General features: G+C 59.4%; 17 protein-coding genes. 11 read left to right on the top strand and 6 right to left on the bottom strand.

All coding sequences use genetic code 11. From position 1 onward, the window contains the following. Nucleotides 1-72: 72 nt before the first annotated feature. The 3 genes from BVH74_RS13700 to BVH74_RS13690 are packed head-to-tail and all read right to left on the bottom strand — an operon-like array spanning nt 73 to nt 6,987. A complete protein-coding gene (locus tag BVH74_RS13700; protein WP_080050607.1) occupies nt 73-984 on the bottom strand; it encodes a transglutaminase family protein in 912 nt (303 codons plus the stop codon). A gap of 14 nt (nt 985-998) precedes the next feature. Next, nucleotides 999-3,599 carry a circularly permuted type 2 ATP-grasp protein gene (locus tag BVH74_RS13695; RefSeq protein WP_080050605.1) on the bottom strand — a complete coding sequence of 867 codons (2,601 nt, stop codon included), beginning with the start codon at nt 3,597-3,599 and terminating at the stop codon, nt 999-1,001. Between the two features lie 58 nt (nt 3,600-3,657). Further along, the gene (locus BVH74_RS13690) at nt 3,658-6,987 is read right to left on the bottom strand and encodes a transglutaminase family protein (RefSeq protein ID WP_080050604.1); all 3,330 of its coding nucleotides are present in this window, start codon (nt 6,985-6,987) and stop codon (nt 3,658-3,660) included. Nucleotides 6,988-7,212: 225 nt separating this feature from the next. On the opposite strand from BVH74_RS13690, the gene BVH74_RS13685 reads away from it, so the two are divergent. Both BVH74_RS13685 and BVH74_RS13680 read left to right on the top strand, forming a co-directional pair. Then, entirely contained in the window at nt 7,213-8,667 is a 1,455-nt protein-coding gene (locus BVH74_RS13685) for a circularly permuted type 2 ATP-grasp protein (RefSeq protein ID WP_080050603.1), read from the top strand. 14 nt (nt 8,668-8,681) lie between these two features. Continuing rightward, the gene (locus tag BVH74_RS13680) at nt 8,682-9,644 is read left to right on the top strand and encodes an alpha-E domain-containing protein (protein ID WP_080050602.1); all 963 of its coding nucleotides are present in this window, start codon (nt 8,682-8,684) and stop codon (nt 9,642-9,644) included. 51 nt (nt 9,645-9,695) lie between these two features. On the opposite strand, the gene BVH74_RS13675 is transcribed toward BVH74_RS13680, so the two are convergent. Next, nucleotides 9,696-10,073: a YkgJ family cysteine cluster protein gene (locus BVH74_RS13675; protein ID WP_080050601.1), complete on the bottom strand. Its 378-nt coding sequence runs from the start codon at nt 10,071-10,073 to the stop codon at nt 9,696-9,698. Nucleotides 10,074-10,216: 143 nt separating this feature from the next. Between BVH74_RS13675 and BVH74_RS13670 the strand changes: the two genes are divergently transcribed. Further along, the gene (locus tag BVH74_RS13670) at nt 10,217-11,434 is read left to right on the top strand and encodes a serine hydrolase domain-containing protein (protein WP_080050600.1); all 1,218 of its coding nucleotides are present in this window, start codon (nt 10,217-10,219) and stop codon (nt 11,432-11,434) included. Between the two features lie 89 nt (nt 11,435-11,523). Here the strand turns inward: BVH74_RS13670 and cysS are convergent, their stop codons facing one another. Both cysS and BVH74_RS13660 read right to left on the bottom strand, forming a co-directional pair. After that, on the bottom strand, nt 11,524-12,909 hold the full coding sequence (gene cysS / locus BVH74_RS13665; protein ID WP_080050599.1) for a cysteine--tRNA ligase: 1,386 nt from the start codon (nt 12,907-12,909) through the stop codon (nt 11,524-11,526). Then, nucleotides 12,909-14,576: a glutamine--tRNA ligase/YqeY domain fusion protein gene (locus BVH74_RS13660; RefSeq protein WP_080050598.1), complete on the bottom strand. Its 1,668-nt coding sequence runs from the start codon at nt 14,574-14,576 to the stop codon at nt 12,909-12,911. Before BVH74_RS13660 ends, cysS begins: the two co-directional genes overlap by 1 nt. A gap of 164 nt (nt 14,577-14,740) precedes the next feature. Here BVH74_RS13660 and BVH74_RS13655 point away from each other — a divergent pair, with 164 nt between their 5' ends. From BVH74_RS13655 to bcsB, 8 genes are all read left to right on the top strand, one after another. Continuing rightward, complete coding sequence (locus BVH74_RS13655; RefSeq protein WP_080050597.1) at nt 14,741-15,235, top strand: peptidylprolyl isomerase; 495 nt, start codon at nt 14,741-14,743, stop codon at nt 15,233-15,235. A 1-nt stretch (nt 15,236) separates the two neighbouring features. Further along, nucleotides 15,237-15,962, top strand: coding sequence for a UDP-2,3-diacylglucosamine diphosphatase (lpxH, locus tag BVH74_RS13650; protein ID WP_080050596.1), 726 nt, complete (start codon nt 15,237-15,239; stop codon nt 15,960-15,962). 338 nt (nt 15,963-16,300) lie between these two features. After that, the gene (bcsE, locus tag BVH74_RS13645; protein ID WP_177344533.1) at nt 16,301-17,863 is read left to right on the top strand and encodes a cellulose biosynthesis protein BcsE; all 1,563 of its coding nucleotides are present in this window, start codon (nt 16,301-16,303) and stop codon (nt 17,861-17,863) included. A gap of 170 nt (nt 17,864-18,033) precedes the next feature. Continuing rightward, nucleotides 18,034-19,677, top strand: coding sequence for a cellulose biosynthesis protein BcsG (gene bcsG / locus BVH74_RS13635; protein WP_080050593.1), 1,644 nt, complete (start codon nt 18,034-18,036; stop codon nt 19,675-19,677). Then, a complete protein-coding gene (bcsR, locus tag BVH74_RS13630; RefSeq protein ID WP_080050592.1) occupies nt 19,647-19,847 on the top strand; it encodes a BcsR/BcsP family cellulose biosynthesis protein in 201 nt (66 codons plus the stop codon). Before bcsG ends, bcsR begins: the two co-directional genes overlap by 31 nt. Continuing rightward, nucleotides 19,844-20,563, top strand: a complete 720-nt coding sequence (gene bcsQ, locus BVH74_RS13625) for a cellulose biosynthesis protein BcsQ (protein ID WP_080050591.1) — start codon at nt 19,844-19,846, stop codon at nt 20,561-20,563. Before bcsR ends, bcsQ begins: the two co-directional genes overlap by 4 nt. After that, a complete protein-coding gene (gene bcsA / locus BVH74_RS13620; RefSeq protein ID WP_080050590.1) occupies nt 20,563-23,175 on the top strand; it encodes a UDP-forming cellulose synthase catalytic subunit in 2,613 nt (870 codons plus the stop codon). The genes bcsQ and bcsA overlap by 1 nt, the downstream gene beginning before the upstream one ends. Beyond that, the gene (gene bcsB, locus BVH74_RS13615; protein WP_080050589.1) at nt 23,162-25,456 is read left to right on the top strand and encodes a cellulose biosynthesis cyclic di-GMP-binding regulatory protein BcsB; all 2,295 of its coding nucleotides are present in this window, start codon (nt 23,162-23,164) and stop codon (nt 25,454-25,456) included. Before bcsA ends, bcsB begins: the two co-directional genes overlap by 14 nt. Nucleotides 25,457-25,458: the final 2 nt, after the last annotated feature.

Genomic DNA, 25,458 nt, shown 5'->3' with positions numbered 1-25,458 from the left:
GTGGTGTAAATGAGCATTTTGAGGCTGTTTTTAACGCAGTATTGCCAACGCAGGTAGTTTTTCAGAGGTTACCTAGACCAATACGCCCTCCCCTGGCTCATCACCCAGCGGCAATACGTCAACGGCCACACTGAGCACATGTTCGCCGCCCCCGGTCATGACCCCCTTGAGCGGAGTTACATCGGCAAAATCACGCCCCCAACCCAGCACGATATAGCGCTCATCCGGCAAGCAGCCATTGGTGGGGTCGATCTCCAGCCAGCCCCAGCCCGGAATGAAAACTGCCAACCAGGCGTGAGTGGCGTCGGCACCCAGCAATTTCTCCTGCCCTGGTGGCGGCAGGGTTTCCATGTAGCCACTGACATAACGCCCCGCCAGCCCCAGCGAGCGCAGGCAGCCGATGGTCAGATGGGCAAAGTCCTGGCATACCCCCCGCCGGCTGGCCAGAACCTCAGCCAATGGGGTGGCGACTGTAGTGAATCCTGGGTCATAACTAAACTCGGTAAAGATCCTGGTATTCAGGTCCAGAATTGCCTCGATCAGGTTGCGCCCAGGGGTGAAGCTTTTGGCCGCGTAACTGGCCAGGTGGTCATGGGCCTGAACGAAGGCCGAGTCCATTACATATAGTCGGGCCTCGAGCGTATCGGCGTTGCTGTCACGCCAGTCTTCACGCAAAGCGGCCACTGCCGATTCCCAGGCCATTGAGGAGAAGAAATCCTGGGCAGGTCGCGCCGAGGTAGTGACTTCGCTGAATACATGCACTTCCAGGCTGTCATGCAGGGATTCCAGAGAGAAGTTCACCACCCGATTTCCAAAGAAATCCGTCCGTTCACGCTGGCGAACCGGAGCTGGAATTATTTCGATGCGGGTATTGTCACAGCGTTGCCATGACAACTGTCGGGGCAGGATCCGCGCTTCGTTATGGCTCAGGCTGACCGGGCCGCTGTATTCATAGCGCGTGGTATGGCGCAGTTGATATTTCATTGATCAGGGCTCGTTCAGGTCGGGGTGTATTGCATGGTGACCAGTTGCCGGGGCATTTCAACGTGGCTGAAATGACTGTGGGATACGGCATTGGACAACTCGGCCATGGGCTCGATCAGGCGGTCTAGCAGATCCGCCAGAGCCGCCCGGGCCTCGGCCGACTTCTCAAGATCGGCCAGGCTGTCGATATCGACCAGATGCAAGGCGCTGGTGGCCTGGATGATCAGGCGATTTTCAAGATTACGGTAAGGCGAGCTGCCCGGGGACGGCAGGCGCACGATTTGTCGGCCCAGACGTTTGAGCATGTAGCCAATCGAGCGCGGATTGGTTTCATCGAACAGCAACAGGTCGAGAATAGCCGAGGGATGCAGTTGGGAGCGATAGCGGCGGCGATAGACGGTGAAGTTGTCAGTAGTCGCCAGCACTACCTCCCACAGCGGGATGCCCGGCTGCTGAGCGGTCAGCAACGCCAGCTTGAGCAGCTCAAGACCGTTGAGCGCGCGCTCGACGAAACGCCCGATATCGAGAAAACGCCAGCCGTAGTGATGCGGCATGGTTTCGTTGCACAGCCCGAAGAAGGCCGACAGATCGAGCACCATGGCTTCCAGATGACGTTGGCCAACCACAATTCCCCTGGTCCGCGAGATGTTGTTGAAACGCTGACGCATGACATTGATCGCCCGCCAGGCATCGTCGCCCAGATGGTCACGTACCGCCCGGCTGTTGCGCACAAAATGGCCGAACAACATGGGCAGGCCATCAGGCTGGTCGTCGGCAAACAGCTGCAGCAACCGATCACGGCTGATCACATATTCACGTGAAAACCGCCCATTGAGGGTCTGTGGATCGCTCTCCTCCTGATCTGCCGGCAGGCCTTCGGCATCGAGCGGGATCTCCAGCGCCGCCAGCAGATCCGGCATCAGATGTACTCCGGCCTCGGCCCGATCCTCCTGCAGTAGTCGCGCCAGCGCCTCACGCAACAGTCTGGCCCGGGCATCCAGGCGTTCGCCATAGCGACCCATCCAGAACAAGCTTTCAGCTACCCGACAGGGCAGATCCTTGCCATCGCGAGTCACCACAATCGGCCCCTGAGCCTGACGCAACAGACTGATATGCGGCTGCGGCACCGGCGCCATGACCCAGATATCCTTGACCGTGCGGCTCTGCATCAGCGGCGCTCCGGGCTCGCCTACCCAGGCCAGACCACCCGGCATCACCCGATAATTGCGCTGCTGTACCGGTTTTTTCAGATCGTCCGGCTCAACCAGGCTGAAGAATCGCAAAGTGGTACTTTGCCGCTCCAGCTGCCGGGTATGAGGGTTGAAACCCGGCGCGACCGACGATGCCAGTGGCCGCTGCGCGGTAAACAAGTGGGGGCGCCTGTCGAGATCCCGGCGCAACGCCTCGACTGCCGTCAGTGACATTTGTTCAGGAATGAACACCTTGCCCGACTGCGTGACATCGCGGATATGCCAGTTATCCAACCCTGCCATCACCTGTTGCCGCGACTGCGGGTCGCCACACCAGAGGCTTTCCCGACAGGGTAGTAACAGCTCTTCGCCCAACAGCCGGCGGCATAGCATCGGCAGAAAAGCCGCCAGAGCCGGATGCTCGAGCACTCCAGTCCCCAGGGCATTGGCAATACGCACCTCGCCATTGCGCGCAGCCTGCAGCAACCCAGGCACGCCCAGCAGTGAGTCCGGGCGAAGCTCCAGCGGGTCGCACCAGGGATCGTTGATCTGACGGACGATCACATCCACCTGGGTCAGTCCGCCAAGAGCCCGGACCGATACCTGACCATCGCGGACCACCAGGTCTGCCCCTTCGACCAGGGAAAAGTTCATATAGTTGGCCAGCCAGGCGTGTTCGAAATAACCCGGGCTGCCTGGTCCCGGCGACAACAGAACAATATTGGGTTGTTCGCGCTGGGTGTTGGCCAGGCTGGCCAGGCAACGATGCTGTGCCTGCAGAAAACCAGCCAGACGTTTGATCGGCGCATCCCGGTAAATACTTGGCAAGGCACGAGACAGGATGATGCGGTTCTCCAGGGCATAGCCAGCCCCGGCTGGCGACTGGGTCCAGTCAGCCAGAGCCAGCCAGTTTCCATCAGAGTCACGGATCAAATCCGTGCCATGGATGATCAGCAGCGGACGCTCCAATTGATTGGGCAGGTCGGCGGCGGAAAACAGAAAGCCGGGATGGCTATAAACCAGCTCCGGCGGCAACAGCCCCTCGGTGATGACCCGACGTTCGCCATACAGGTCATCGATCAGATGCTCCAGCAGCCGACTGCGCTGACGCAGGCCGGCCTCCAGCACTTCCCACTCCTCAGTGTTGATTACCCAGGGCAGGCAATCTAGCTGCCAGGAGCGCAATTGTCCGGGATTATCCTCATAGGGATTGAAAGTAACGCCATTCTCATGCAGCAGGTTCTGCACTTCTTCCGAGCGTGCGGCCAGCACCTCTGGCCCCAGCAAAGTGAAGTCTTCCAGCAAAGTTTGCCAGTGCGCTCTGGGCTGGCGATTGTCACCAAGCAGCTCATCATACAGGCCATGTCCCGGATACTCTCCCAACAAGGCCTCCAGCGCCGCCCCAAGACCACTCGTTTGCTGCATTATTGTTGTCTCCACGGCATATTCGAGCCGTATCACGACAGATTGAACGAAGTTCGCATTATAAACCAGTGGGCGGCACCCCTGCCCTACGCAAATCCAGGGTATGTGGATACTCCTGCCCTGGCGCCTGCTGAATCTGGCCAATCGCTCCCTGACTGTGACCGTAATGCCAGAATCTGGCCAGGCGCCGGGCTTCAGCCTCGTTGGCATTTACCGGGAAGTGTTCATAGTTGCGTCCAGCCGGATGGACCACATGATAGGTGCAGCCACCCAGCGAGCGCTGATTCCAGGTGTCGATCAGATCGAACACCAGTGGCGCCTGGACCTCGATCATCGGGTGCAGGGCTGACGGTGGTTGCCAGGCCCGATAACGCACGGCAGCGACCGCCTCACCCGGCACGCCGGTGGCATGCAGTGGAACCTTGAAGCCGTTACAGGTCAGCACATGACGGGCCTGATTGAAGTCGCGTAGCTTGACCTCCAACCGCTCAACCGAAGAATCAACGTAGCGGGCAGTGCCACCACCAGCCGCTTCCTCGCCAAGCACATGCCAAGGCTCGATCGCCTGACGCAGGGCCAGGCTCACGCCTTGATACTGGACCTCTCCACACATTGGGAAGCGGAATTCGAGAAACGGTGCGAACCAGTCATGCTCAAACTCGAAACCATGGCGACGCAGGTCTTCAATCACTTCCAGCAGGTCCTGCCACAGGTAATGCGGCATCAACCAGCGGTCATGCAAGGCCGTGCCCCAGCGTACCAATGGCTTGCGATACGGCTTGGCCCAAAATCGGGCCACCAGTGCGCGGATGAGCAACTGCTGCATCAGACTCATGTCGGCATGCGGCGGCATTTCAAAGCCACGCAACTCGATCAGCCCCAGGCGCCCGCTGGCGCTGTCCGGCGAATACAGCTTGTCGATACAGAACTCAGCCCGGTGAGTATTGCCTGTGATATCGGTCAACAAATGGCGCAGCAAGCGGTCAACCAGCCAGGGCTGGGGCACTTCGCCTGCGGGCATCTGGGCCAGAGCAATCTCCAGTTCGTACAATGCCTCGTGACGGGCCTCATCAACCCGTGGTGCCTGGCTGGTCGGGCCAATGAACAGCCCCGAGAACAAGTAGGACAAGCTCGGATGATGCTGCCAGTAGGTCAGCAGGCTGGCCAGCAGGTCGGGGCGGCGCAAAAAGGGCGAATCAAGCGGAGTGGGACCACCCAGGGTCACATGGTTGCCGCCACCGGTGCCGGTATGCCGGCCATCAAGCATGAATTTCTCGGTTCCCAGGCGGGTCTGACGCGCCTCGTCATAAAGTATCCGGGTATTGCGCACCAGTGCCTGCCAGCTAGCAGCCGGCATGACATTCACCTCGATCACCCCCGGGTCCGGGGTGATCATGAATTTCTCCAGACGCGGATCGGCAGGTGGCGCATAGCCTTCCAGGCACACCGGCAAGCCGGTATCGGCGGCAGTCCGCTCGATCACCGCAACCAATGCGAGAAAATCCTCGAGCTGGGCCAACGGTGGCAGAAAGACAAACAGCTTGCCATCGCGCGGCTCAATACACAGCGCCGTCCCGATGATGCCCTGATCGCGCAGCTCGGGGCGCTGCTCCTGCCAATCCTGACCGACCGCCTGATGATGCATGCCCGGTTCGGCATAAATCGGCGCTTCGGCGGCACTGTAGCGGCTGGCCACCTCACCATGCACGTCGGGCAAAGCTGGGGGAGCCTCAAACAATGAGCGCGGCAAAGGATCATCGCGGCGTTGCACCGGCAGCGCACTCAGCGGAAGACGCAATCCCATGGGCGAGTCGCCCGGCACCAGATACAAATAGTCACGGCGCACCGGCCACTCACCAGACAACCAGCGCTGGCCATCGACACTGCGGGCCAAGGGCAAGACCAAGCCGGTCAGACTGTCCAGTCCGCGCTCAAGCAAGCGGGCCAGGCGCAGCCGATTGGCATCATCCTTGAGATCCTCGCCCTGCAACTCGACATCAATCGGTAGGGTCTGCTCCAGCCACAGGTAATAGTAGGCATCCTCGTAGCCCGGAATCAGAAACCGCTCCGCTACTCCCAGCCGCCGTACCAGTGCAGTGGCAAAGCGCTGAGCTTCCGGCTCACCGAACCCGTAATCCTGAGCGCTGTCGGCCAGCCAGCGGTCATCGCGCCAGACTGGCACGCCATCCCGACGCCAATAACAGGCCAAGGCCCAGCGTGGCAGCGGCTCGCCCGGATACCATTTGCCCTGCTGGTAATGCACCAGCGAGCCGGGCGCGTAATGCCGACGCAGGCGCTTGAGCAACTGCTCGGATAAGCGGCGCTTGGTCGGCCCCAGGGCCGCCGTGTTCCATTCCGGTGCATCCATATCATCCACTGATACAAAAGTGGGCTCGCCGCCCATGGTCAAACGCACATCCAGCGCCTCCAGGTGCTGGTCAACCCGCGCTCCCAAGGCATCTATGCGCTGCCATTGGTTCAGCGTGTAGGGTTTGGTTACTCGCGGATCTTCATGAATGCGGGTTACTTCCATGGCAAAGGAGAACTCGACCTCGCATTTGTCGGTCGCGCCCGTTATCGGTGCAGCGCTGGATGGATCGGGGGTAGCCGCCAGCGGCAAGTGACCTTCGCCAGCAAAAAGCCCGGAAGTCGGGTCCAGCCCGATCCAGCCAGCCCCGGGTATGAACACCTCGGCCCAGGCGTGCAGATCAGTAAAGTCTGCCTCCGGCCCACTCGGACCGTCGAGCGCCTTGAGATCGGCAGTGAGCTGGATCAGGTAGCCCGAGACAAACCGGGCTGCCAGGCCCAGGTGCCGCAGGATCTGAACCAGTAGCCAGGCCGAGTCGCGGCACGAGCCACTGCCCTTTTCGAGGGTCTGTTCACCGGTCTGAACCCCGGGCTCCATGCGGACCAGATAACTGACATCGGCCTGTAAACGCTGGTTCAGATCCACTAGAAAGTCAGTGGTCTGGCGCGCGCCCTTGGGCACCTCTGCCAGCCATTGGCTCAATAGTGGCCCGGACTCGGTCAACTCCAGATAAGGCGCCAGATCGCGACGCAGTTCGCTGCTGTAGTTGAAGGGGTAATTTTCGGCATAGTCCTCAATGAAGAAGTCAAACGGGTTGATCACCGTCATCGGAGCAACAACTTCAACATCAATCTTCAACTCATTGATTTTTTCAGGAAAAACAAGGCGTGCAACATGATTTCCGAAGGGGTCCTGCTGCCAGTTGATGAAGTACTCACCACCCTCGACCTTCAGGCTATAGGCTTCGATCGGGGTGCGGCAATGGGGGGCTGGACGCAACCGGACCAGGTGTGGCGAGACCGCTACGGGCCGGTCGAACTGGTAGTGAGTACTGTGCCGGAGTGCTACGCGTATGGTCATGTAAAGCTATCCCTGTTCAAGGCTCTGCAAGCTGGAATCCAAGGCAATGGCTGTGCCAACCCACCGGCAAACCGGCCGCGACTCTTCTAAGCTACTCTGTAACACTAGCAGTGTTACAAACACTGTAGTGCTCCAACCACATGAAACAGCCTGCCCGGAAAGTCCCTCTGGTATGGCAATTGCAAATACCATCACAACACCCACGCATGTAGAACGAGAGCTTGCATGAGTAAAGTCGACTGGCAGGACTACAACCCCAAGGGGTTCTATGACGAACTGATTGCAGCACCCGGCAAGCCCCGCCCCGAAGCGGCAATGCTGTGCGAGTACCTGGCCAGCCTGGATGCCCGGGAACTGGCAGAGCATAAAACCGCTGCCGAGGTGGCAATCCAGCTCATGGGGATCACCTTCACGGTCTACACCGAAGGCAACATGATCGACCGGGCCTGGCCTTTCGACATAGTTCCGCGAATCATCCCGCTGCCGGAGTGGCAAAGGACTGAAGCGGGTCTCAAGCAGCGTGTACAGGCGCTCAACCTGTTCATCGACGATTTGTATCACGAACAGAAAATCGTCAAGGACGGCGTGTTTCCGGCCGAAGTACTGGCCCAGTCGGCAAACTTCCGTCCGCAATGCGTCGGCATCCATACCCCGCACAACGTCTGGGCGCATATCTGCGGCTCCGATCTGGTCCGGGACAAGGACGGCACTCTGTATGTATTGGAAGACAACCTGCGGGTTCCTTCTGGTGTGTCCTACATGCTGGAGAACCGCAATGTCACCAAACGGGTGCTGCCCGATTTGTTCGCCACCGGGCGCATTCAACCGGTCGACGATTACACCTCCCAGCTCTACGAAATGCTGTCCTCAATGTCACCGCGTCCCGGCGATGACCCGGTGATCGTGATCCTGACCCCGGGGATCTACAACTCAGCCTACTACGAGCACTCCTACCTGGCCCAGCAAATGGGCGTACAACTGGTTGAGGGCAGCGATCTGGTGGTGGGTGACGATGACTGCGTGTATATGCGCCTGGTCGATGGCTTGTGCCGGGTCGATGTAATCTACCGTCGGGTGGACGACATGTTCCTTGACCCAGAGGTGTTCAACCCCGACTCCATGCTCGGCGTGCGCGGCCTGATGCGCGCCTGGCGCAAGGGTAATGTCGCACTGGCCAATGCTCCCGGCGCAGGAGTGGCCGACGACAAGGTGGTGTATGCCTTCGTGCCGCAAATCATCAAATACTATCTGGACCAGGAACCGCTGCTACCCAATGTCCCGAGCTATCTGTGCATGTTCGATCAGGACCGCGACTACGTATTGGCCAATCTCGACAAGCTGGTAGTCAAGCCGGCCAACGAGTCTGGTGGCTACGGTATGCTGATCGGCCCTCATGCCAGCAAGAAAGAACGCCAGAAATTTGCCGAGCTGATCAAGGCCAACCCTCGCAACTACATGGCTCAACCGACCTTGAGCCTGTCGACCTCGCCAACCTTGTGCGACGGCGCAATGGAGCCCCGGCACGTTGACCTCAGGCCTTTCATTTTATCTGGCGAAACGCCTTGGGTGACCACTGGCGGGCTGACTCGGGTAGCCCTGACCAAGGGCTCGCTGGTGGTCAACTCGTCCCAGGGTGGCGGCAGCAAGGACACCTGGATCGTCGACCTGTCAGGCAATTGAGCAAGGGACACATCATGCTTTCACGCGTTGCAGAAAACATTTACTGGCTGGCCCGCTACCTTGAGCGAGCCGAAGACACCGCCCGCCTGCTCAGCGTTACCAGCAATCTGCTGCTGGATTTACCGCGCCCGACCAAACTCGGCTGGTCGGAAATCATTGCCATTACCGGCAACGACGAACTGTTCAACGAGCATTATCCGGTCCGCGATGAAGCCAGCGTACTGTCGTTCATGTGCGGCGACACCCGCTATTCCGGCTCGATCATAAGCTCCCTGGCCGCAGCCCGGGAGAATTTGCGCACCACTCGTGATGTCATCCCGCGGGAAATCTGGGAAGAGGTCAACCAGCTCTATCTCAACGTCAAGGAACAGGTGGAAGCCGGTATCACCCCGCGCCGGCGCGACGCCTTTCTCGGTCGGGTTATTCGTAGCTGCCAGACCGTCACCGGCTTGATCGAAGGAACTTTAAGCTACACCCCGGCACGCACATTCCTGATGCTGGGCAGGCAGTTGGAGCGCGCTGACATGACCACCCGAGTGATCGACGTGCGTTCAGCCAACCTGTTACCGCGCAGCCCCGAGGACCTGACCCCCTTTGAAACCCTGCAGTGGATGAGCGTGCTTAAATCCCTGACCGGTTATCAAATGTATCGCCAGCATGTACGCCTGCGCATTCGCGGGCCTGACGTACTGCGCTACCTGTTGCAGGACCGCCATTTCCCCCGGTCGGTAGCCTGCAGTCTGGAACAACTGGCCGCCGGGCTGCGCACCCTGCCCCGCCATGAAACAGCGCTAAAGGAGGTCGAGGCCTGCCTCAAGCATCTGGCCGAAGCCGATATCTTGCCATTAGCTGCCGAGCCTGACCGGCTGCATGCCTTCGTCGATGAAATTCAGCTCGACTTCATAGAGCTGCATGAGGCTATCCACCACACCTGGTTCAATGGCCCGCATGATGTTCAGGCCCAGCAACAGCAGTAGGCGTTAAAGCGGCTTAACACTCACGCCCCGCCTTATGGCGGAGCGTGAGTTTCACGCAGCGATGATCGGGATCAGGCCCGGGCCTTGGGGATTGGATGGCAGCGGGGGCAGGCCATGGGCGGCCCTGGCGCGCTGACAATCCAGATTGTCCTGACCATTCTCACCATGCCAGATGAACTCCCGGCAGGTGGAAGATCTTTTTTCGTAGATGCTGCAACGTACCGCCTCACCAACCTCACCAAGTAGCGCCACGCAGCGCGTCGGTTTCTGATTAGTGCCGCGCATACAGCTGATATGCGGAGTTACCTGTTCCGTCAGATGTTGGGGGATTGAACCCTCCGGGGCGGCATCCGTTTCTGCCCAGTAAAACGAAACCCTGAAAGTGGCACAACAGGCACCACAATTCAGACAGGGAGACGCTTGGCTCATTTCATGGCATTCCTCATGCGGCTGAAGGTGGCACGATTCTTACCGATCGGCCATCTCGCCCACAAGAGGGCAATGACAAAGCTTGAAGCGGTCAACGAGATACAGGTAACGTAGCCACCTCAATGATCCACCGGACACCCTGCATGACTGACTCCCTGATCGCCGGCCTTGACCTTGGCCGCCTAGACCGTATTGCCGAGCACATTCAACGTGCCTATCTGGCCCCCGGAAAACTGGCTGGCACCTTGACCATGGTAGCCCGGCGCGGCGAGGTAGTCTGGTGCAAGGCTCAAGGGCTGCGGGATGTTGAGCGAAATCTGCCGATTGAGCGCGACACGCTGTTTCGCATCTATTCGATGACCAAGCCGATCACTTCGATCGCTTTGATGCAGCTTTACGAGCAGGGTCGCTTCCTGCTGGATGATCCGGTAAGCAAGTACATTCCTTCATGGCAGAACCTGCGTGTCTACAAGGCCGGGGTCTACCCTCAGTTCGTGACCAGCGCCTGTCAGCGGCCAATGACCGTGCGCGACCTGCTCACCCATCAATCGGGCCTGACCTACAGTTTCATGAATCGCAGCAACGTCGATGCCGCCTACCGCGAGCTGAAGCTGGATGGCAGCGGCGGGATGACCCTGGAACAGTTGGTGGATGAGCTGTCGCGCCTGCCGCTGGAGTTCTCACCGGGAACCGCGTGGAATTACTCGGTGGCTACCGATGTCTGCGGCTATCTGGTCCAACTGCTGTCAGGCCAGAGCCTGGACGAGTATTTCGCCGAGCATATTTTTCAGCCGTTGGGGATGCAGGATACCTTCTTCAGCGTACCGGCCGACAAGCTCGGGCGTTTCGCGGCCTGCTATCAGTACCAGCCGGGTGATCGCTTCAGCCTGCAGGACGACCCGCACAGATCGCACTTCAGCCGCAAACCCAACTTTCTTTCCGGCGGTGGCGGCCTGATCTCGACCATTGATGACTACTACCGCTTTGCCCAGGCCCTGGCCAATGGCGGCGAGTTTGAAGGTGCCCGAATCATTGGCCGCAAGACACTCGAGTTCATGCGCCTGAATCACCTGCCCGGCAACCAGGATCTGCCCAGCCTGGCCCGCGCTGGCTCGTTCAGCGAAACGCCCTATGATGGCACCGGCTTTGGCTTGGGATTCTCGGTCAAGCAGGATGTCGCCAGATCACAAACCATTGGCTCATGCGGCGAGTACGGTTGGGGCGGTATGGCCAGTACCAATTTCTTCATCGACCCAGTCGAGGATCTGATCATGATCTTCATGACCCAGTTGATCCCTTCTTCCAGTTACGCGATTCGGCAGGAGCTACGCGCCATTATCAATGGCGCGATAGTCGATTGAGTCGCATGCACCACCCTGGCTAGGAGCGGCCTGCGGCCGCGAATGCGGCTGCAAGATTCATTCGTGCTCGCAGACGCTCCTGCCGTAGGCTAATCAGCCAGGCGCCAGGTGGTACCGCCCTTGCCATCTTCCAACACCACCCCCATGGCAGTGAGCTGATCACGGATACGGTCGGATTCGGCCCAGTTCTTCTCGGCCCGCGCTTGCAGGCGAGCCTGAATCAGCGCTTCCACCTCAGCCGCATCGACCTTGCCGGCAGCGCCTGCCTGTAGGAAGGCATCGGCATCCAGTTGTAGCACGCCCAGTAGCCCGGCCAGTTCACGCAGACGTGCGGCCAGGGCCGCAGCAGACTGGGGATCGCTGTCCTTCAGGCGATTGACCTCACGAGCCATATCGAACAGCACCGCGCAGGCTTCCGGGGTGTTGAAGTCATCATCCATTGCTGCGGCAAAACGCGCGACAAACTCTTCACCTCCAGTCGCAGGAGCCTGAGGCAACCCCTTGAGAGCATTATAAAAACGCTCCAGCGCCGACTTGGCTTCCTTGAGGTTATCCTCGGAGTAATTGATAGCACTGCGGTAATGACTGGCCACCAACAGGTAGCGCACCACCTCGGGGTGGTACTTCTCCAGCACCTCGCGGATGGTGAAGAAGTTGCCCAGACTCTTGGACATCTTTTCGCCATCCACTCGCACCGCGCCGGCATGCATCCAGGCAGCGGCGTAAGGTTTGCCCGTTGCGGCTTCGCTCTGGGCAATCTCGTTCTCATGGTGTGGAAATACCAGGTCCGGACCGCCGCCGTGGATATCGAAGGTATCACCCAGGCAGCAGGTAGACATGACCGAGCATTCGATATGCCAGCCGGGGCGACCCTCGCCCCAAGGCGAGGCCCAACTCGGCTCGCCAGGCTTGGCCGCTTTCCACAGCACGAAATCCAGCGGGTCTTGCTTGGCTTCATCGACCTCGATGCGGGCACCGATCTTCAGGTCCTCAATCTTGCGCCGCGACAGCTTGCCATAGCCCTCGAACTTGCCAACCCGGTAATACACATCGCCATTGCTGGCGGCATAGGCGTAGCCCTTGTCGATCAGGGTCTGGATCATAGTATGCATGCCGGCAATGTGTTCGCTGGCCCGTGGCTCCTGATCCGGCGGCAGCACTGCGAGCTTGCGCTCATCCTCGTGCATGGCCTCGATCATCCGCCCGGTCAGGGCCTGGAAGCTCTCGCCGTTCTCGTTGGCGCGCTTGATGATCTTGTCGTCGATATCAGTGATGTTGCGCACGTAGGTAAGCTGGTAGCCACTGTGGCGCAGCCAGCGCGCGATCACATCGAAAGCGACCATCACCCGGGCATGGCCGATATGACAGAAGTCATATACGGTCATGCCGCACACGTACATGCGTACGTGATTGCCTTCCAGCGGCTGGAACGGGGCCTTGTCCTTGCTCAGGGTGTTGTAGATCGACAGCGCCATCAGCCCCCCCAGGAGTCACGCAGGGTGACGGTGCGGTTGAACACCGGCAGTTCGGCACTGGAGTCCTTGCTGTCCAGGCAGAAGTAACCCTCACGCTCGAACTGGAAGCGATCGGCCAGGCTGGCCTCGGCCAGCGACGGCTCGGCGCGGCAGCCCTTGAGCACCACCAGCGACTCAGGGTTGATGTTGTCGAGGAAACTGCCACCCTCTTCACCCTTGTCCGGGTTGGCGGTCTTGAACAGGCGATCATACAGGCGCACTTCGCACTCGATGCTTTCAGCCGCCGGCACCCAGTGAATCACCCCCTTGACCTTGCGGCCTTCGGGATTCTTGCCCAGAGTGTCCGGATCGTAGCTGCAGCGCAGCTCGACAATGTTGCCCTCGGCGTCGGTGATCGCCTCGTCGGCACGGATCACATAGCTGCCGCGCAGGCGTACTTCACCACCCGGCTCCAGACGCTTGTAACCCTTGGGCGGATCGATCATGAAATCGTCGCGATCGATGTAGATTTCACGGCTGAACGGCAGCACACGCACACCGATATCCTGCTTGGGGTGACGCGGCAGTTCCAGGGTCTCCACCTGCCCTTCGGGGTAATTGGTAATCACCACCTTGAGCGGGCGCAGCACGCACATGGCCCGCGGCGCATGGGCATCCAGGTCGTCACGAATGCAGAACTCCAGCATGCCCATATCGACCACACCGTCAGAGCGGGTCACGCCAATGCGTTCGCAAAACTCGCGAATAGATGCAGGGGTGTAGCCGCGCCGACGGAAAGCGCTCAGGGTCGACATGCGCGGATCATCCCAGCCATCCACATGGCCTTCATCTACCAGTTGCTTGAGCTTGCGCTTGCTGGTCACCGTGTAGTTCAGGTTCAGGCGGGCGAACTCGTACTGGCGTGGTTTGCAGGGTACCGGCAGGTTGTCGAGGAACCATTCGTACAGTGGGCGGTGATCCTCAAACTCCAGGGTGCAGATCGAGTGAGTGATGCCCTCGATGGCGTCTGACTGGCCATGGGTGAAGTCATAGCTAGGGTACACGCACCATTTGTCGCCGGTCTGGTGGTGATGGGCATGACGAATGCGGTAGATGATCGGATCACGCAGATTCATGTTCGGCGCGCTCATGTCGATCTTGGCCCGCAGCACCTTGGCGCCATCGGCGAACTCACCGGCGGTCATACGAGCGAACAGGTCCAGGTTTTCCTCGACACTGCGATCACGGAACGGGCTGTTCTTGCCCGGCTCGGTCAGGCTGCCACGGTATTCGCGGGCCTGCTCTGGGGTCAGGTCGCAGACATAGGCCTTGCCCGCCTTGATCAGCTCGATGGCCCAGGCGTGCAACTGGTCGAAGTAGTCCGAGGCGTGACGCACTTCGCCCGCCCACTGGAAACCCAGCCACTCGACGTCCTGCTTGATCGCGTCAATGTACTCCTGCTCTTCCTTGGTCGGGTTGGTATCATCGAAACGCAGGTTGCAGACGCCGCCAAACTCCCCAGCCAGGCCGAAGTTCAGACAGATCGATTTGGCATGCCCGATGTGCAGGTAGCCGTTGGGCTCCGGCGGAAAGCGGGTGACGATCTGGCTGTGCTTGCCTGCTTCCAGGTCGGCCTGGACGATCTGGCGAAGGAAGTGGGCGGGCGCGGTGGATTCCGGTTTGTTCATAGGGTTTATGTGACTCAGTTCGGGGCGCTGCCGGTGGGCATTGCCGATTTTATCTAGGCCGCCTTGGCCAAAACGCTTATCATAACGCAAATGGTCAGGCGCCTGAATGCGCGTACCTGACTGATCAATGATTTATTCGCGAACAACCCCGAGGACTATCCGACATGGTCAAACTGCACACCAACTATGGCGTCATTACCCTGGAGCTCTTTGCCGACAAGGCGCCCAAGACCGTTGCAAACTTCAAGCAGTATGTCCGTGACGGCCACTATGACAACACCATCTTTCACCGGGTGATTGGTAACTTCATGATCCAGGGCGGCGGCTTCGAGCCGGGCATGAAGCAGAAAGATACCCGCGCCCCAATCGAGAACGAAGCCAACAACGGCATCGGCAACAAGATCGGCACCATCGCCATGGCCCGGACCATGGAGCCGCATTCGGCCAGCGCCCAGTTCTTCATCAACGTCGCCGATAATGACTTCCTCAACCACACTGCCCCGACCATTCAGGGCTGGGGTTATGCCGTGTTCGGTCAGGTGGTCGAGGGTCTGGACGTAGTCAACCAGATCAAGGCCGTATCGACCACCATGCGCGCCGGCCATCAGGACGTGCCGGTCGAGGACGTGATCATCGAGCGCGCTGAACTGGTCGAGTAACTTGCGCTACCTGTTCATTTCCGATCTGCATCTGGAAGCCGAACGCCCGGATATCACCCGGGCGTTCTTGTCTTTCCTGCGCGAGCGTGCAGCAACTGCCGACGCCCTCTATATATTGGGTGACTTCTTCGAGGTCTGGCTCGGCGATGACGACCCCAACCCGCTGGCGCGCGAAGTTACCACCGCCCTCGCCCAACTGGCAAACCGGGGCGTGAAGGTATTTTTGATGCACGGCAATCGTGACTTTCTGATTGGCCGGCGTTTCTGCCGTGAAGCGCGCTGCACCCTGCTGAGCGACCCCCAACGCATCGAACTCAACGGCGAGCCGGTACTGCTGATGCATGGCGACAGCCTCTGCATCGATGACCTGGGCTACATGAAAATGCGCCGCTGGCTGCGTAACCCGGTCAGCCGTTTCATCCTGCGCAATCTGCCGCTGAAGACCCGCTATCGCATCGGCCGCAAACTGCGCGCCGAAAGCATGGCCCGTACCCGACTCAAGCCCAGCGACATCACCGATGTCAATCTGGGCGCCGTCGCTGACGTCATGCGTAAATTCAAAGTGCACACCCTGATTCATGGCCATACCCACCGGCCTGCCGTGCATGATCTGATGCTGGACGGCCAACCCGCCCAACGCATTGTGCTTGGCGACTGGGACAAGTACGGCTGGGTCTTGACCATCGATCAGAACGGCCAGCAGCTAGAGTCCTTTGACCTGACCTAAATCAGGTTTCCTTATTTTTTCTACGCCATCTAGGCAGTGTCGTATTGACACTACTCCGAGCATTCCGTCAAAATGACACTTCTTTGACATATTGCCATTTCAATTCTCATAAAAAGACCTTGTCGCCAAAAATATGACAGCACGCAAGCAAGTCAAGTACGGGAATTCTTCAGCCCCTCGCATCTGAAACCCCAGCACTTCCCAAGCACAGAAATGGAAAGGTTCAGATGATTGTTTGCCCCTGCATAGGGCAAGACATTGACTACACTCTGTCATATCAGGGCTGTGATTACTGATATTGGATGTCGAAAAAAACTACGGAAGGATGGGAGAGTCACTTGGAGTACCCTACTTTAGCTTTTCGTAAGCTGCCGCGGGAGCATACTGCCCTCGATCAGGGTTGCCTGTACTGGCTGGCAATTGAGCAGGAGTCGGATATCCGCCGCCTGGCACGGCAGTTTTTGGCCGCTCTCCCCTCCACACAAAGCACCACTCTGATTGCCGCCAACGGGATGCTCGACGCCATCCTTGAACCAATACCCTCTGACAAGGGCCCCAACCGCCTGCGCCTGTTCGACATCGCCCTGGACGCTGCCCCCTTGGCGGTACGCCACCTGCTCATCGAGCTCAAGCGCTGCATCAAGACCAAGGGCAGTCTGGTGCTTATGGTGCTGCCTGAATCGGCCTGGTCAGCCATTGAGGATGATGAGGCGGCCTCCTGGCTGCGGCAGCTCAGCCGCTGGCTGCATAAGTCCCATTGCACGCTGGTGATAATGAATCACGGACTGAGCACCATCTTTGATCAAGACCCGGTGCGCATGAACGCCTATATGGCCGGATTTGCCACTATGCAGCGTCAACAGGGCAGCATTACCTATCAGGTACAGTTCTGGCGCAACAGTCTCGGCGTCAGCGCCGCCCGAACCTACCAATTGGAATGGCACAAGCAGTCGTTTGTTGGTCGGGAACTGGGGTTGCTGGACAAGTCGGCGTTACATGCCCCGGATCACGACCAGTTCCTGATACAACGCAGCGCTCTGCAAGACATCCCTTCGCTATCGGCACGCTGGCTCGTCTTCGAGCAAGCGGAAACCCTGTTCAATCGAGCCCTTAACGCCAAAGCCGCGACCGTGGTACTGGCCGTCAACGAAAACCGTCAGGTCGAATCCCTGGCGCGTATGGCCAGGCGCCTGCGCAACGCCTGCGGCAGTGCCATAAAAATTGTCGTCCGGGAGCTGAATGCCTGTCTGCGTCACCGCGATCAACAGTTGCTGCTGGTCAGCGGTGCCAATCTGATCATTCCTGCCCGTACCCCAGGCGAACACTTCCTGATGTTGATCAACAGCATTCAGGGGCAGCTCTGGTTTCGTCCGGCCAGCGATGATATGGAAGCACTGATGGCCAGATTACAGCCACCGCAAGTACGTGGTTTGCTGCAACCATCGGAGTTTCTGGCCACCCTTGATCAGGTGTACGAAACCGCCTCCGGCGATATTTCCCATCAGTTGGTCGAGCTGCAGATCTCCAGCAGTCTGAAACCCGCCCAGTGTCTTGGGCAATTGAGCATCCGCCGCTTTGGCGATATTGCCACAATGATTGATGGCAAGCTGTATCTGTTCCTGTTCGCCTGTAGTGCCGAAGGTCTGGAAGCTGCACTGGGCAACATCTGCAAGCTGCCCTGGACCAGTCTGTTCTCCCAGCGCCAGCTGTTTCAGCATCCCGAACAGCTCCCCAGGGAAATCTTTGCCCACTCAGAGTTACCCGAAGAGACCGCCGAAGCCGATCCGGTTGAGCATGAGCTGGACAGCCCGCTGGAGCAGCCTGCCCGCACCGATCTGAGCCCGCGACGCATCACGCTAAAACTTAACGAGTCACATGACGATGTATTCGGAACTGCTTGAAGTTGCAGCACTTAGCAGCGTGCTAACTGTGCTGGTCGTATTTGCCCTCATGAGCATCGGGAAGCAGTTCTCGCGCTGGATCGAGGGCCTGATGCTACCTCGCTACATGAAATATCGGGGGGTGCGCCGCCTGGCAGAACCAACGTCCACCGCCGACTCGAGTGACCAGCATGAGTAACTATGAATTGCCAGCCGTTGCTGCGCAAAGCGAGTCCAGCTGGACTGGGCTGGGGCTTTGGAATTTGTATTTCCTGCTCAAGCTGGTGCTGTATTGGCTCGGCTATCTGAACCTGCAGCTGCTGCCGAACCTGGCGTTTGCGGCCTTTTTGCTGTTCCCACTGGGCTGGCGACCACTTAGGATTTTGCGCACACTGATCGCCATTCCAATCGGGGTTGCCCTGTTTTACCAGGACACCTGGTTCCCACCATTTTCCAGACTGCTGGAACAACCCGGAGTGCTCGACTTCAGCTGGATGTACATGCTGGAGCTGTTGGAGCGCTTCATCAACTGGCAGTTAAGCGCTCTGATTCTGGTCATGTTGGTCGTGTACCTCTACCTGCAGCACTGGGTCAGGCTAACCACCTTTACTGTGTTGGGCTTAGGCTGGTTGAGTTTGCAGCAGTTCACCGACTTCACCCCGTTCAATCAGCCAGTACTGGCCCAGATTCCCGGTACCGAACTGGCCACCCTAACGCAACCGGGTCAGGCACCTCGTGCTGAGCCGGACACCCCGACTCTGAACAGCTACTTGCAGGACTTCTACAACCGTGAAGCCGAGCGTTTTATCGACTTTAGTGAAGTAGCTACGCCGGCAGAGCCCTTTGACCTGTTGCTGCTCAATGTCTGCTCCCTGGCCTGGGATGACCTGAGCGCCGCTGGCCTGAAGGAAAACCGTCTGTTCGAGCAGATGGACGTGATCTTTGACAACTTCAACTCGGCCACTGCCTACAGCGGCCCCGCGGCCATACGTTTGTTGCGGGCCGGATGCGGACAGTCCTCGCATGAGCGCCTGTATGCCTCGACCCCAGAACAATGTTTCCTGATGGATCAGCTGCGCCAGCTTGGTTTCAACAATAACGTACTGCTCAACCACAATGGTCAGTTCGACAACTTTATCGGTGACGTTCGCGCCCAGGGCAACCTGCCTGAACCGCAACTGGATACCGCCGGCATGCAGCGCGCGGTAGTCAGCTTCGACAGCTCGCCAATCTGGCGCGACAGGGAAGTCCTGGCGCGCTGGTGGCAACAGCGCGAAAACCGTGCAGACGAATCGGTCGCCCTGTTCTATAACACCACCACCCTGCATGACGGCAACCGCATGGTCCTGCCAAATGGCAGTACCCGTCGGGCCGACTATCAGGAGTTGGCCAACACCCTTGTCAACGACCTGGCGGCCTTCATTCAGCAACTTGAACGCAGTGGCCGTCGGATCGTGGTGATGATAGTCCCCGAACATGGCGCCAACCTGCATGGCGACCGAATGCAGATCTCAGGCATGCGTGAAATCCCCAGCCAGGCCATTACCCATGTGCCGGTCGCAATCAAATTCATCGGCATGGATATAGAAGCTCGAAATCAGCCTGCACGCATCGGCGGCCAAAGCAGCTATCTGGCTCTGGCTGAAATCATTCATCGCCTACATGCCGCTGGCCCTGACTCCCCACTGGCATGGGACAGTCTGCTGGCCGACCTGCCAGAAACCCCCTGGGTGGCCGAAAACTCCGGCACTGTGGTGCTCGAGTATGACGGCAAACCCTATGTTCGTATCAAGGAGAATGGGACATGGCTACCCTACCCCGCACGCTTCCCCTGAGTCAGTTGGGCCTTGAGCAGGCACTGGATGCCAACGACACCGGGCGCTTGTTGACAGAGGCTGGGGTGCCGGAACTGCGTTACCAGGACACCTCGCTGCTGAACCGGGTGCAACAGGCCCGTAGCTACTGGCCGCTACTGGCCGAACTGGAACAGGAGATCACACGTTGATCTCCTTGAGTCTTCAGGGTGTGCGCGGCGGTGTGGGGGTAACTTCTCTACTGGCCGCGATGGGGCACGCTCTACATGCTCTTGGGGAGCGGGTAATACTGGTGGACCTATGCCCGGAAAACCTGTTGCGCCTGCATTTCAATCTGGCCGTTAGCGAGTCCGGCGGCTGGGCCCGGGCAATGCTTGACGGTCAACCATGGCACGAGCAGGCCTGGGAGATAGAACCCGGGCTTTGCATACTGCCCTATGGCAAGGTCAGCACGTCAGAACAGCGGATTGTCGAACAAAAACTGGCCAGCTCCCCCGGGCTTTGGGCTGAGCGCACCGCTCAGTTGCGTGATCAGTATGACTGGGCGTTGCTCGACCTGCCCCAGCGCCTGCCCGGACACACGGCTGCCAGCAACTGCGACATCAAGATTCAGGTCGTCGAAGCTGACGCCAGTTGCCATATCCTGCTTGAGCAACAGCCCTCAAACCGGCTGCTGCTGGTCAACCGCCATGATCCGGCCAGCCGGCTGCAGAGTGATCTGCTGTTGCTCTGGCGCGAACGTTTTGCTGCCCGCCTAGTCCCCTTGATCATTCATCGCGACGAGGCCATGCGCGAAGCCTTGGCATTCAAGGCTCCGGTCGGCCTGCACGCGCCGCAAAGTCTGGTAGCCAATGAACTGCTGACGCTGGCCACCTGGTGCCTGACCCTGCGCGGGGAGCCGGCCTGATGGACCGCTATTTCCCTTACAGTCGCTTGCGCGAAGAGCGCGGTGCCGGTCCCCTGACCGCCCTGCTCCTGGCTTTCTGTACCCTGCTGGCCTGGACCTTTCTGCGCCTGGAAAATCCCAGTTGGCGGTCGGTACGCAAGTATGCCGATTACTGGTTCCCACAGATCGCCAGCGCCCAGCGGCCGCGTCTGGGCGACCCGTTGCGCTATGCAGTGCAGTCGATCTGGCTGTTGCTGATCCACCATCAACCCAAGCCCAAGGCCTATGCCATTCGCGATGCCTGGCGCTCATTCCGGGCCGGTTACCGCACATCTGCCATCCGCCTGCGCGGTTATCTGGAGTCTGTCCCGTTCAGAACCATGGACAGCCGCCCCATGCAGCGCAGCCGGCACTGGTGGAATCGCAGCAGCCGGCAGCAGCAACGCCTGGTCAATATATTGCTGGGAGTGGTAACCCTGGCGCTTGGTATTTTCTGTATAACGCAGCCCTTCGGTTACATGGCCCAGCTGGTTTTCGTGTTGCTGTTGTGGGTCGTAGCCATGCTGGTACGGCATATGCCAGGGCGATTTCCGACCCTGCTGATGATCATGCTATCGGTGCTGATTTCGTGTCGTTACCTGTGGTGGCGCTACACCGCAACACTGAACTGGAACGACTGGCTCGACCTGACCACCGGCCTGTTACTGCTGGCGGCCGAAACCTATGCCTGGCTGATCCTGATACTGGGCTACATCCAGTCCTGCTGGCCGCTGAAACGCAAACCTGTCGAGCTGCCCAAAGACTCCAGCCAGTGGCCCACTGTGGATTTGATGATCGCCACCTACAACGAGCCACTGTCCGTCGTCCGCAACACTGTCTACGCCGCCATGGGTGTTGACTGGCCCAAAGACAAGCTGCGCATCTACCTGCTTGATGATGGTCGTCGCGAACAGTTCCGCAAATTTGCCGCAGAAGTCGGTGTGGGCTACATCACCCGCCCCGACAACAACCACGCCAAGGCGGGGAACCTCAACCATGCGCTGACCAAAACCGACGGTGAACTGATCGCAGTTTTCGATTGCGACCATATCCCGGTACGCTCATTTTTGCAGTTTACAGTTGGCTGGTTCCTGCGTGACCCGAAAATGGCGCTGGTCCAGACCCCACACCATTTTCTGTCTCCGGACCCGTTCGAGCGCAACCTCAATGTGTTTCGCCGCAACCCCAATGAGGGCGAGCTGTTCTACGGGCTGGTTCAAGACGGCAACGATATGTGGAATGCCACCTTCTTCTGTGGCTCCTGCGCCGTACTGCGGCGCAAGGCGCTGGAAGAGATTGGCGGCTTCGCGGTGGAAACTGTGACCGAGGACGCTCATACCGCCCTGCGTATGCACCGGCGTGGCTGGAACTCGGCCTATGTGCGTATCCCCCAGGCGGCGGGTCTGGCAACCGAAAGCCTGTCCGCGCATATCGGTCAGCGGATTCGCTGGGCTCGCGGTATGGCGCAGATCTTCCGTATCGACAATCCCTTATTCGGCAAGGGCCTGAGCCTGTTCCAGCGGATCTGTTACGCCAATGCCATGCTGCACTTTCTGGCCGGCCTGCCGCGCCTGATCTTCCTATTGGCTCCGCTGGCCTTCCTGCTTCTGCATGCCTACATCATTTACGCACCAGCCTTGATGATCGTGCTGTACGTGATACCTCACATGGTGCACTCGAGCCTGACCAGTTCACGAATGCAGGGCCAGCATCGTAAAACCTTCTGGGGCGAGGTCTACGAAACAGTGTTGGCCTGGTATATCGCCCGCCCAACTACTGTTGCCCTGATCAACCCCAGCAAGGGCAAGTTCAACGTCACCGCCAAAGGCGGGCTGATCGAGTCAAACCAGTTCGACTGGAAAATCGCCCGCCCCTACCTGGTACTGGCAGCGCTGAACTTCACCGGCCTGGGGTTTGCTGTCTGGCGTTTTCTCTACGGCCCGCCGCAGGAAGTCGGCACTGTGATCATCACCTCGCTCTGGGTGCTCTACAACCTGCTGCTGATCGGCGCCGCCGTGGCGATTGCTGCCGAAGTGCGGCAGGTACGTGAAAACCATCGCGTTCAGGTCAAGTTGCCGGCCGCTCTGAAGCTTGGCAGCGGGCACCTCTACCCCGGAGTTCTGCAGGATTACTCAGGCGGCGGGGTTGGTCTGGTACTCAATACCAGCCTGTCGCTGCCGATTGGCTCGGAGGTATCCCTGCTGATGCGCCGTGGCGATCAGGAATTCACCTTCCCCGGTGTTATCAGCCGCAGCGACGCACGGTTTGTCGGGATCCGCTTTGCCGAACTGAGTCAGAAGCAAAAGATCGACTTCGTCCAGTGCACCTTCGCCCGTGCCGACGCCTGGCTGAACTGGCAGTTGGACAACGGCCCGGAACGCCCGGTGCAAAGTTTTATGGACATGCTGCGAGTCGGTGCCAAAGGCTATTACCGGCTGTATCAGTTCCTGCCGGCCTGGCTGCGTATATTCATCGACCCGATTCTGTCCCTGCTGGCCTGGATCGGCAGTTTTTTCCCGCGCTGGCCGACCGGCCCTGCGCCCGTCACCATTCCCACTTCACAGCAACGGTTGGCAACATATGAGCCGCTTTAAACATCTTCTGATCGCCCCTGTCGCGCTGCTGGCCCTGGCCAGTGTCAACGCTCAAGAAGCAGACTCTCTGCCAGACGAGACTGCGCAGCCTGTTACCGAAGAGGTTGTGCGCACGCCGACCTGGATCAGCAACCACACCTTTGGCGAATTGGGTGATCCCAAAGACAGCCTGTTGCTCGGGATTCATAACAGCCAGCAGATCGAGTTCACCCTGCGCCGTGACCGGATTGCCAGTGACGCCAGCCTGATGCTCGACTACACCCCTTCGCCAGCATTGCTGCCGAACCTGTCGCACCTGCGGGTTTACCTCAACGACGTACTGATGGGCACAGTGGTTATCGATGAAGAGCAACTGGGCACCCGGACTCGCCGTCAGGTCGCCCTGGCCCCCTACCTGCTGTCGGACTTCAACCGGGTGCGCCTGGAATTCATCGGTCACTACACCGACATCTGCGAAGATCCGGGCAACAGCGCGCTGTGGCTGAATGTCGCCCATGGCAGCCAGATTTCCCTGCGCGAGCATGCCGTGGCCCTGAGAAATGACCTGGCATTCTTCCCCTTGCCATTCTTCGACTCCCGCGATCATGGCAAGACCCAGGTTCACATGGTCTTTCACGATCAGCCCACGCTCGGTGAGCAGAAAGCTGCCGGGGTCCTGGCCTCGTATTTCGGCAGTTTGGCCGGCTGGCGTGGCACGGAATTCCCAGTATTGTTCGATCGTCTGCCCTCAACCGGGGTAAACCGGGACCAAGTGCATAGCTCGGTTGTGTTCGCTGCCAATGACCGGCGTCCGAGCTTCCTCGCTGACCTGGAACGTTTCCCAGCGGTAGAAGCCCCCGTGGTCGAACTGATCGACCACCCCGAGCACAGCTACAGCAAAGTGCTGGTGATCTGGGGCCGGGATGAGCAGGATCTGCTCGACGGTGCCCGCGCTCTGGCCCTGGGCGGCAACCTGTTCCGTGGTTCGCGGGTCGTTGTCAACGAAGTGCAAACCCTGCAGCCGCGCAAACCCTATGACGCGCCCAACTGGACACCAACCGACCGCCCCGTGCGCTTTGCCGAGCTGATCGACTACCCCACACAGTTGCATACCTCCGGCCTGCAACCGCGCCCGATCACAGTGGACATCAACTTGCCGCCAGATCTGTTCGTCTGGCGCAACCAGGGCATTCCCCTGCAGACCAAATATCGTTACACACCGCCGGCAACCAAGGATGAATCACGTCTGAGCATCAGCCTCAATGACCAGTTCATCACCGGCCTGTCACTCTCGCGCGGCACTCATAACCGTCTGGAGCGCATGCGTCTGGCCGTCACCGCGGTAGAAACCGCCAATGCCCAGGATCGGTTGCTGGTCCCCTCGCTCAAGCTTGGCGCCCGCAACACCCTGCGCTATGACTTCAGCTTTGCCAGTACCTACGGCAGCGCCCAGCGCGATTTCTGTCAGACCTCGCTGCCGGTCGATACCCGCGCCCTGATCGATGAAGACTCCAGCATCGACCTGTCCGGTTATTACCACTACATGGCCATGCCGGATCTCTGGGCCTTCGCCCACAGCGGCTTCCCGTTCAGCCGTATGGCTGACCTCTCGGAAACCCTGGTGATCGTGCCCAGCGCCCCCAACGCCGTCCAGCTCTCCACACTGCTGGAGATTCTTGCCAGCGTCGGTGCCCAGACCGGCTACCCGGCCATGGCCTTCGAGATCAGCGACGACTGGAGTGCCGCCCGGCAGACCAACGCCGACCTGCTGGTTCTGGGCTCACTGGCTCCCGACCTACATGATCGCTCCGATCTGAACCTGGTTCTTGAGCGCTCCAGCGACTGGATCATGCATGCCTCCAGCCCGCTGCGGGAAAAAGTCGACCGTATCGACCATACCGCCTTCCCAGCTGACTCACGGGTTGACGTCACCGCCCGCGCCCCAATTGCGGCCATTGCCGGCATGCAGTCGCCATTCCACAACCAGCGCAGCGTCGTGGCCTTCATGGCCAACGATGATGCCGACTTCAGCCTGCTGCGTGAAACGCTGGGCGACTCGGGCAAGCTGGATGCAGTACGTGGCTCGGTGGCGGTGATCCGCGAAAGTGGCGTCCAGAGTCAGTTGGTTGGGCCACAATACTTCGTCGGCTACCTGCCCTGGTGGCTGAAACTCTGGTATCTGCTGTCCAACCACCCGGTCTGGCTGGCGGTCATGGCGGTCCTGTGCATGCTGCTGGCGGCATTCCTGCTGTGGCAGGCGCTGCGCTGGGTTTCTGAACGACGTCTGCACCAACAGGATTGAGG

This window comes from Halopseudomonas phragmitis, assembly GCF_002056295.1.
GTDB classification, from domain to species: domain Bacteria; phylum Pseudomonadota; class Gammaproteobacteria; order Pseudomonadales; family Pseudomonadaceae; genus Halopseudomonas; species Halopseudomonas phragmitis.
This window is presented reverse-complemented; position numbering and strand designations above follow the sequence as displayed.

Coding starts and splice junctions, on each gene's coding strand:
- BVH74_RS13690 (WP_080050604.1), bottom strand. CDS start 6,987: ATGACCATACGCGTAGCACTCCGGCACAGTACTCACTACCAGTTCGAC.
- bcsB (WP_080050589.1), top strand. CDS start 23,162: ATGAGCCGCTTTAAACATCTTCTGATCGCCCCTGTCGCGCTGCTGGCC.
- BVH74_RS13670 (WP_080050600.1), top strand. CDS start 10,217: ATGACTGACTCCCTGATCGCCGGCCTTGACCTTGGCCGCCTAGACCGT.
- bcsR (WP_080050592.1), top strand. CDS start 19,647: ATGGCTACCCTACCCCGCACGCTTCCCCTGAGTCAGTTGGGCCTTGAG.
- BVH74_RS13685 (WP_080050603.1), top strand. CDS start 7,213: ATGAGTAAAGTCGACTGGCAGGACTACAACCCCAAGGGGTTCTATGAC.
- BVH74_RS13700 (WP_080050607.1), bottom strand. CDS start 984: ATGAAATATCAACTGCGCCATACCACGCGCTATGAATACAGCGGCCCG.
- bcsG (WP_080050593.1), top strand. CDS start 18,034: ATGAGTAACTATGAATTGCCAGCCGTTGCTGCGCAAAGCGAGTCCAGC.
- BVH74_RS13680 (WP_080050602.1), top strand. CDS start 8,682: ATGCTTTCACGCGTTGCAGAAAACATTTACTGGCTGGCCCGCTACCTT.
- bcsA (WP_080050590.1), top strand. CDS start 20,563: ATGGACCGCTATTTCCCTTACAGTCGCTTGCGCGAAGAGCGCGGTGCC.
- BVH74_RS13675 (WP_080050601.1), bottom strand. CDS start 10,073: ATGAGCCAAGCGTCTCCCTGTCTGAATTGTGGTGCCTGTTGTGCCACT.
- BVH74_RS13655 (WP_080050597.1), top strand. CDS start 14,741: ATGGTCAAACTGCACACCAACTATGGCGTCATTACCCTGGAGCTCTTT.
- BVH74_RS13660 (WP_080050598.1), bottom strand. CDS start 14,576: ATGAACAAACCGGAATCCACCGCGCCCGCCCACTTCCTTCGCCAGATC.
- cysS (WP_080050599.1), bottom strand. CDS start 12,909: ATGGCGCTGTCGATCTACAACACCCTGAGCAAGGACAAGGCCCCGTTC.
- BVH74_RS13695 (WP_080050605.1), bottom strand. CDS start 3,599: ATGCAGCAAACGAGTGGTCTTGGGGCGGCGCTGGAGGCCTTGTTGGGA.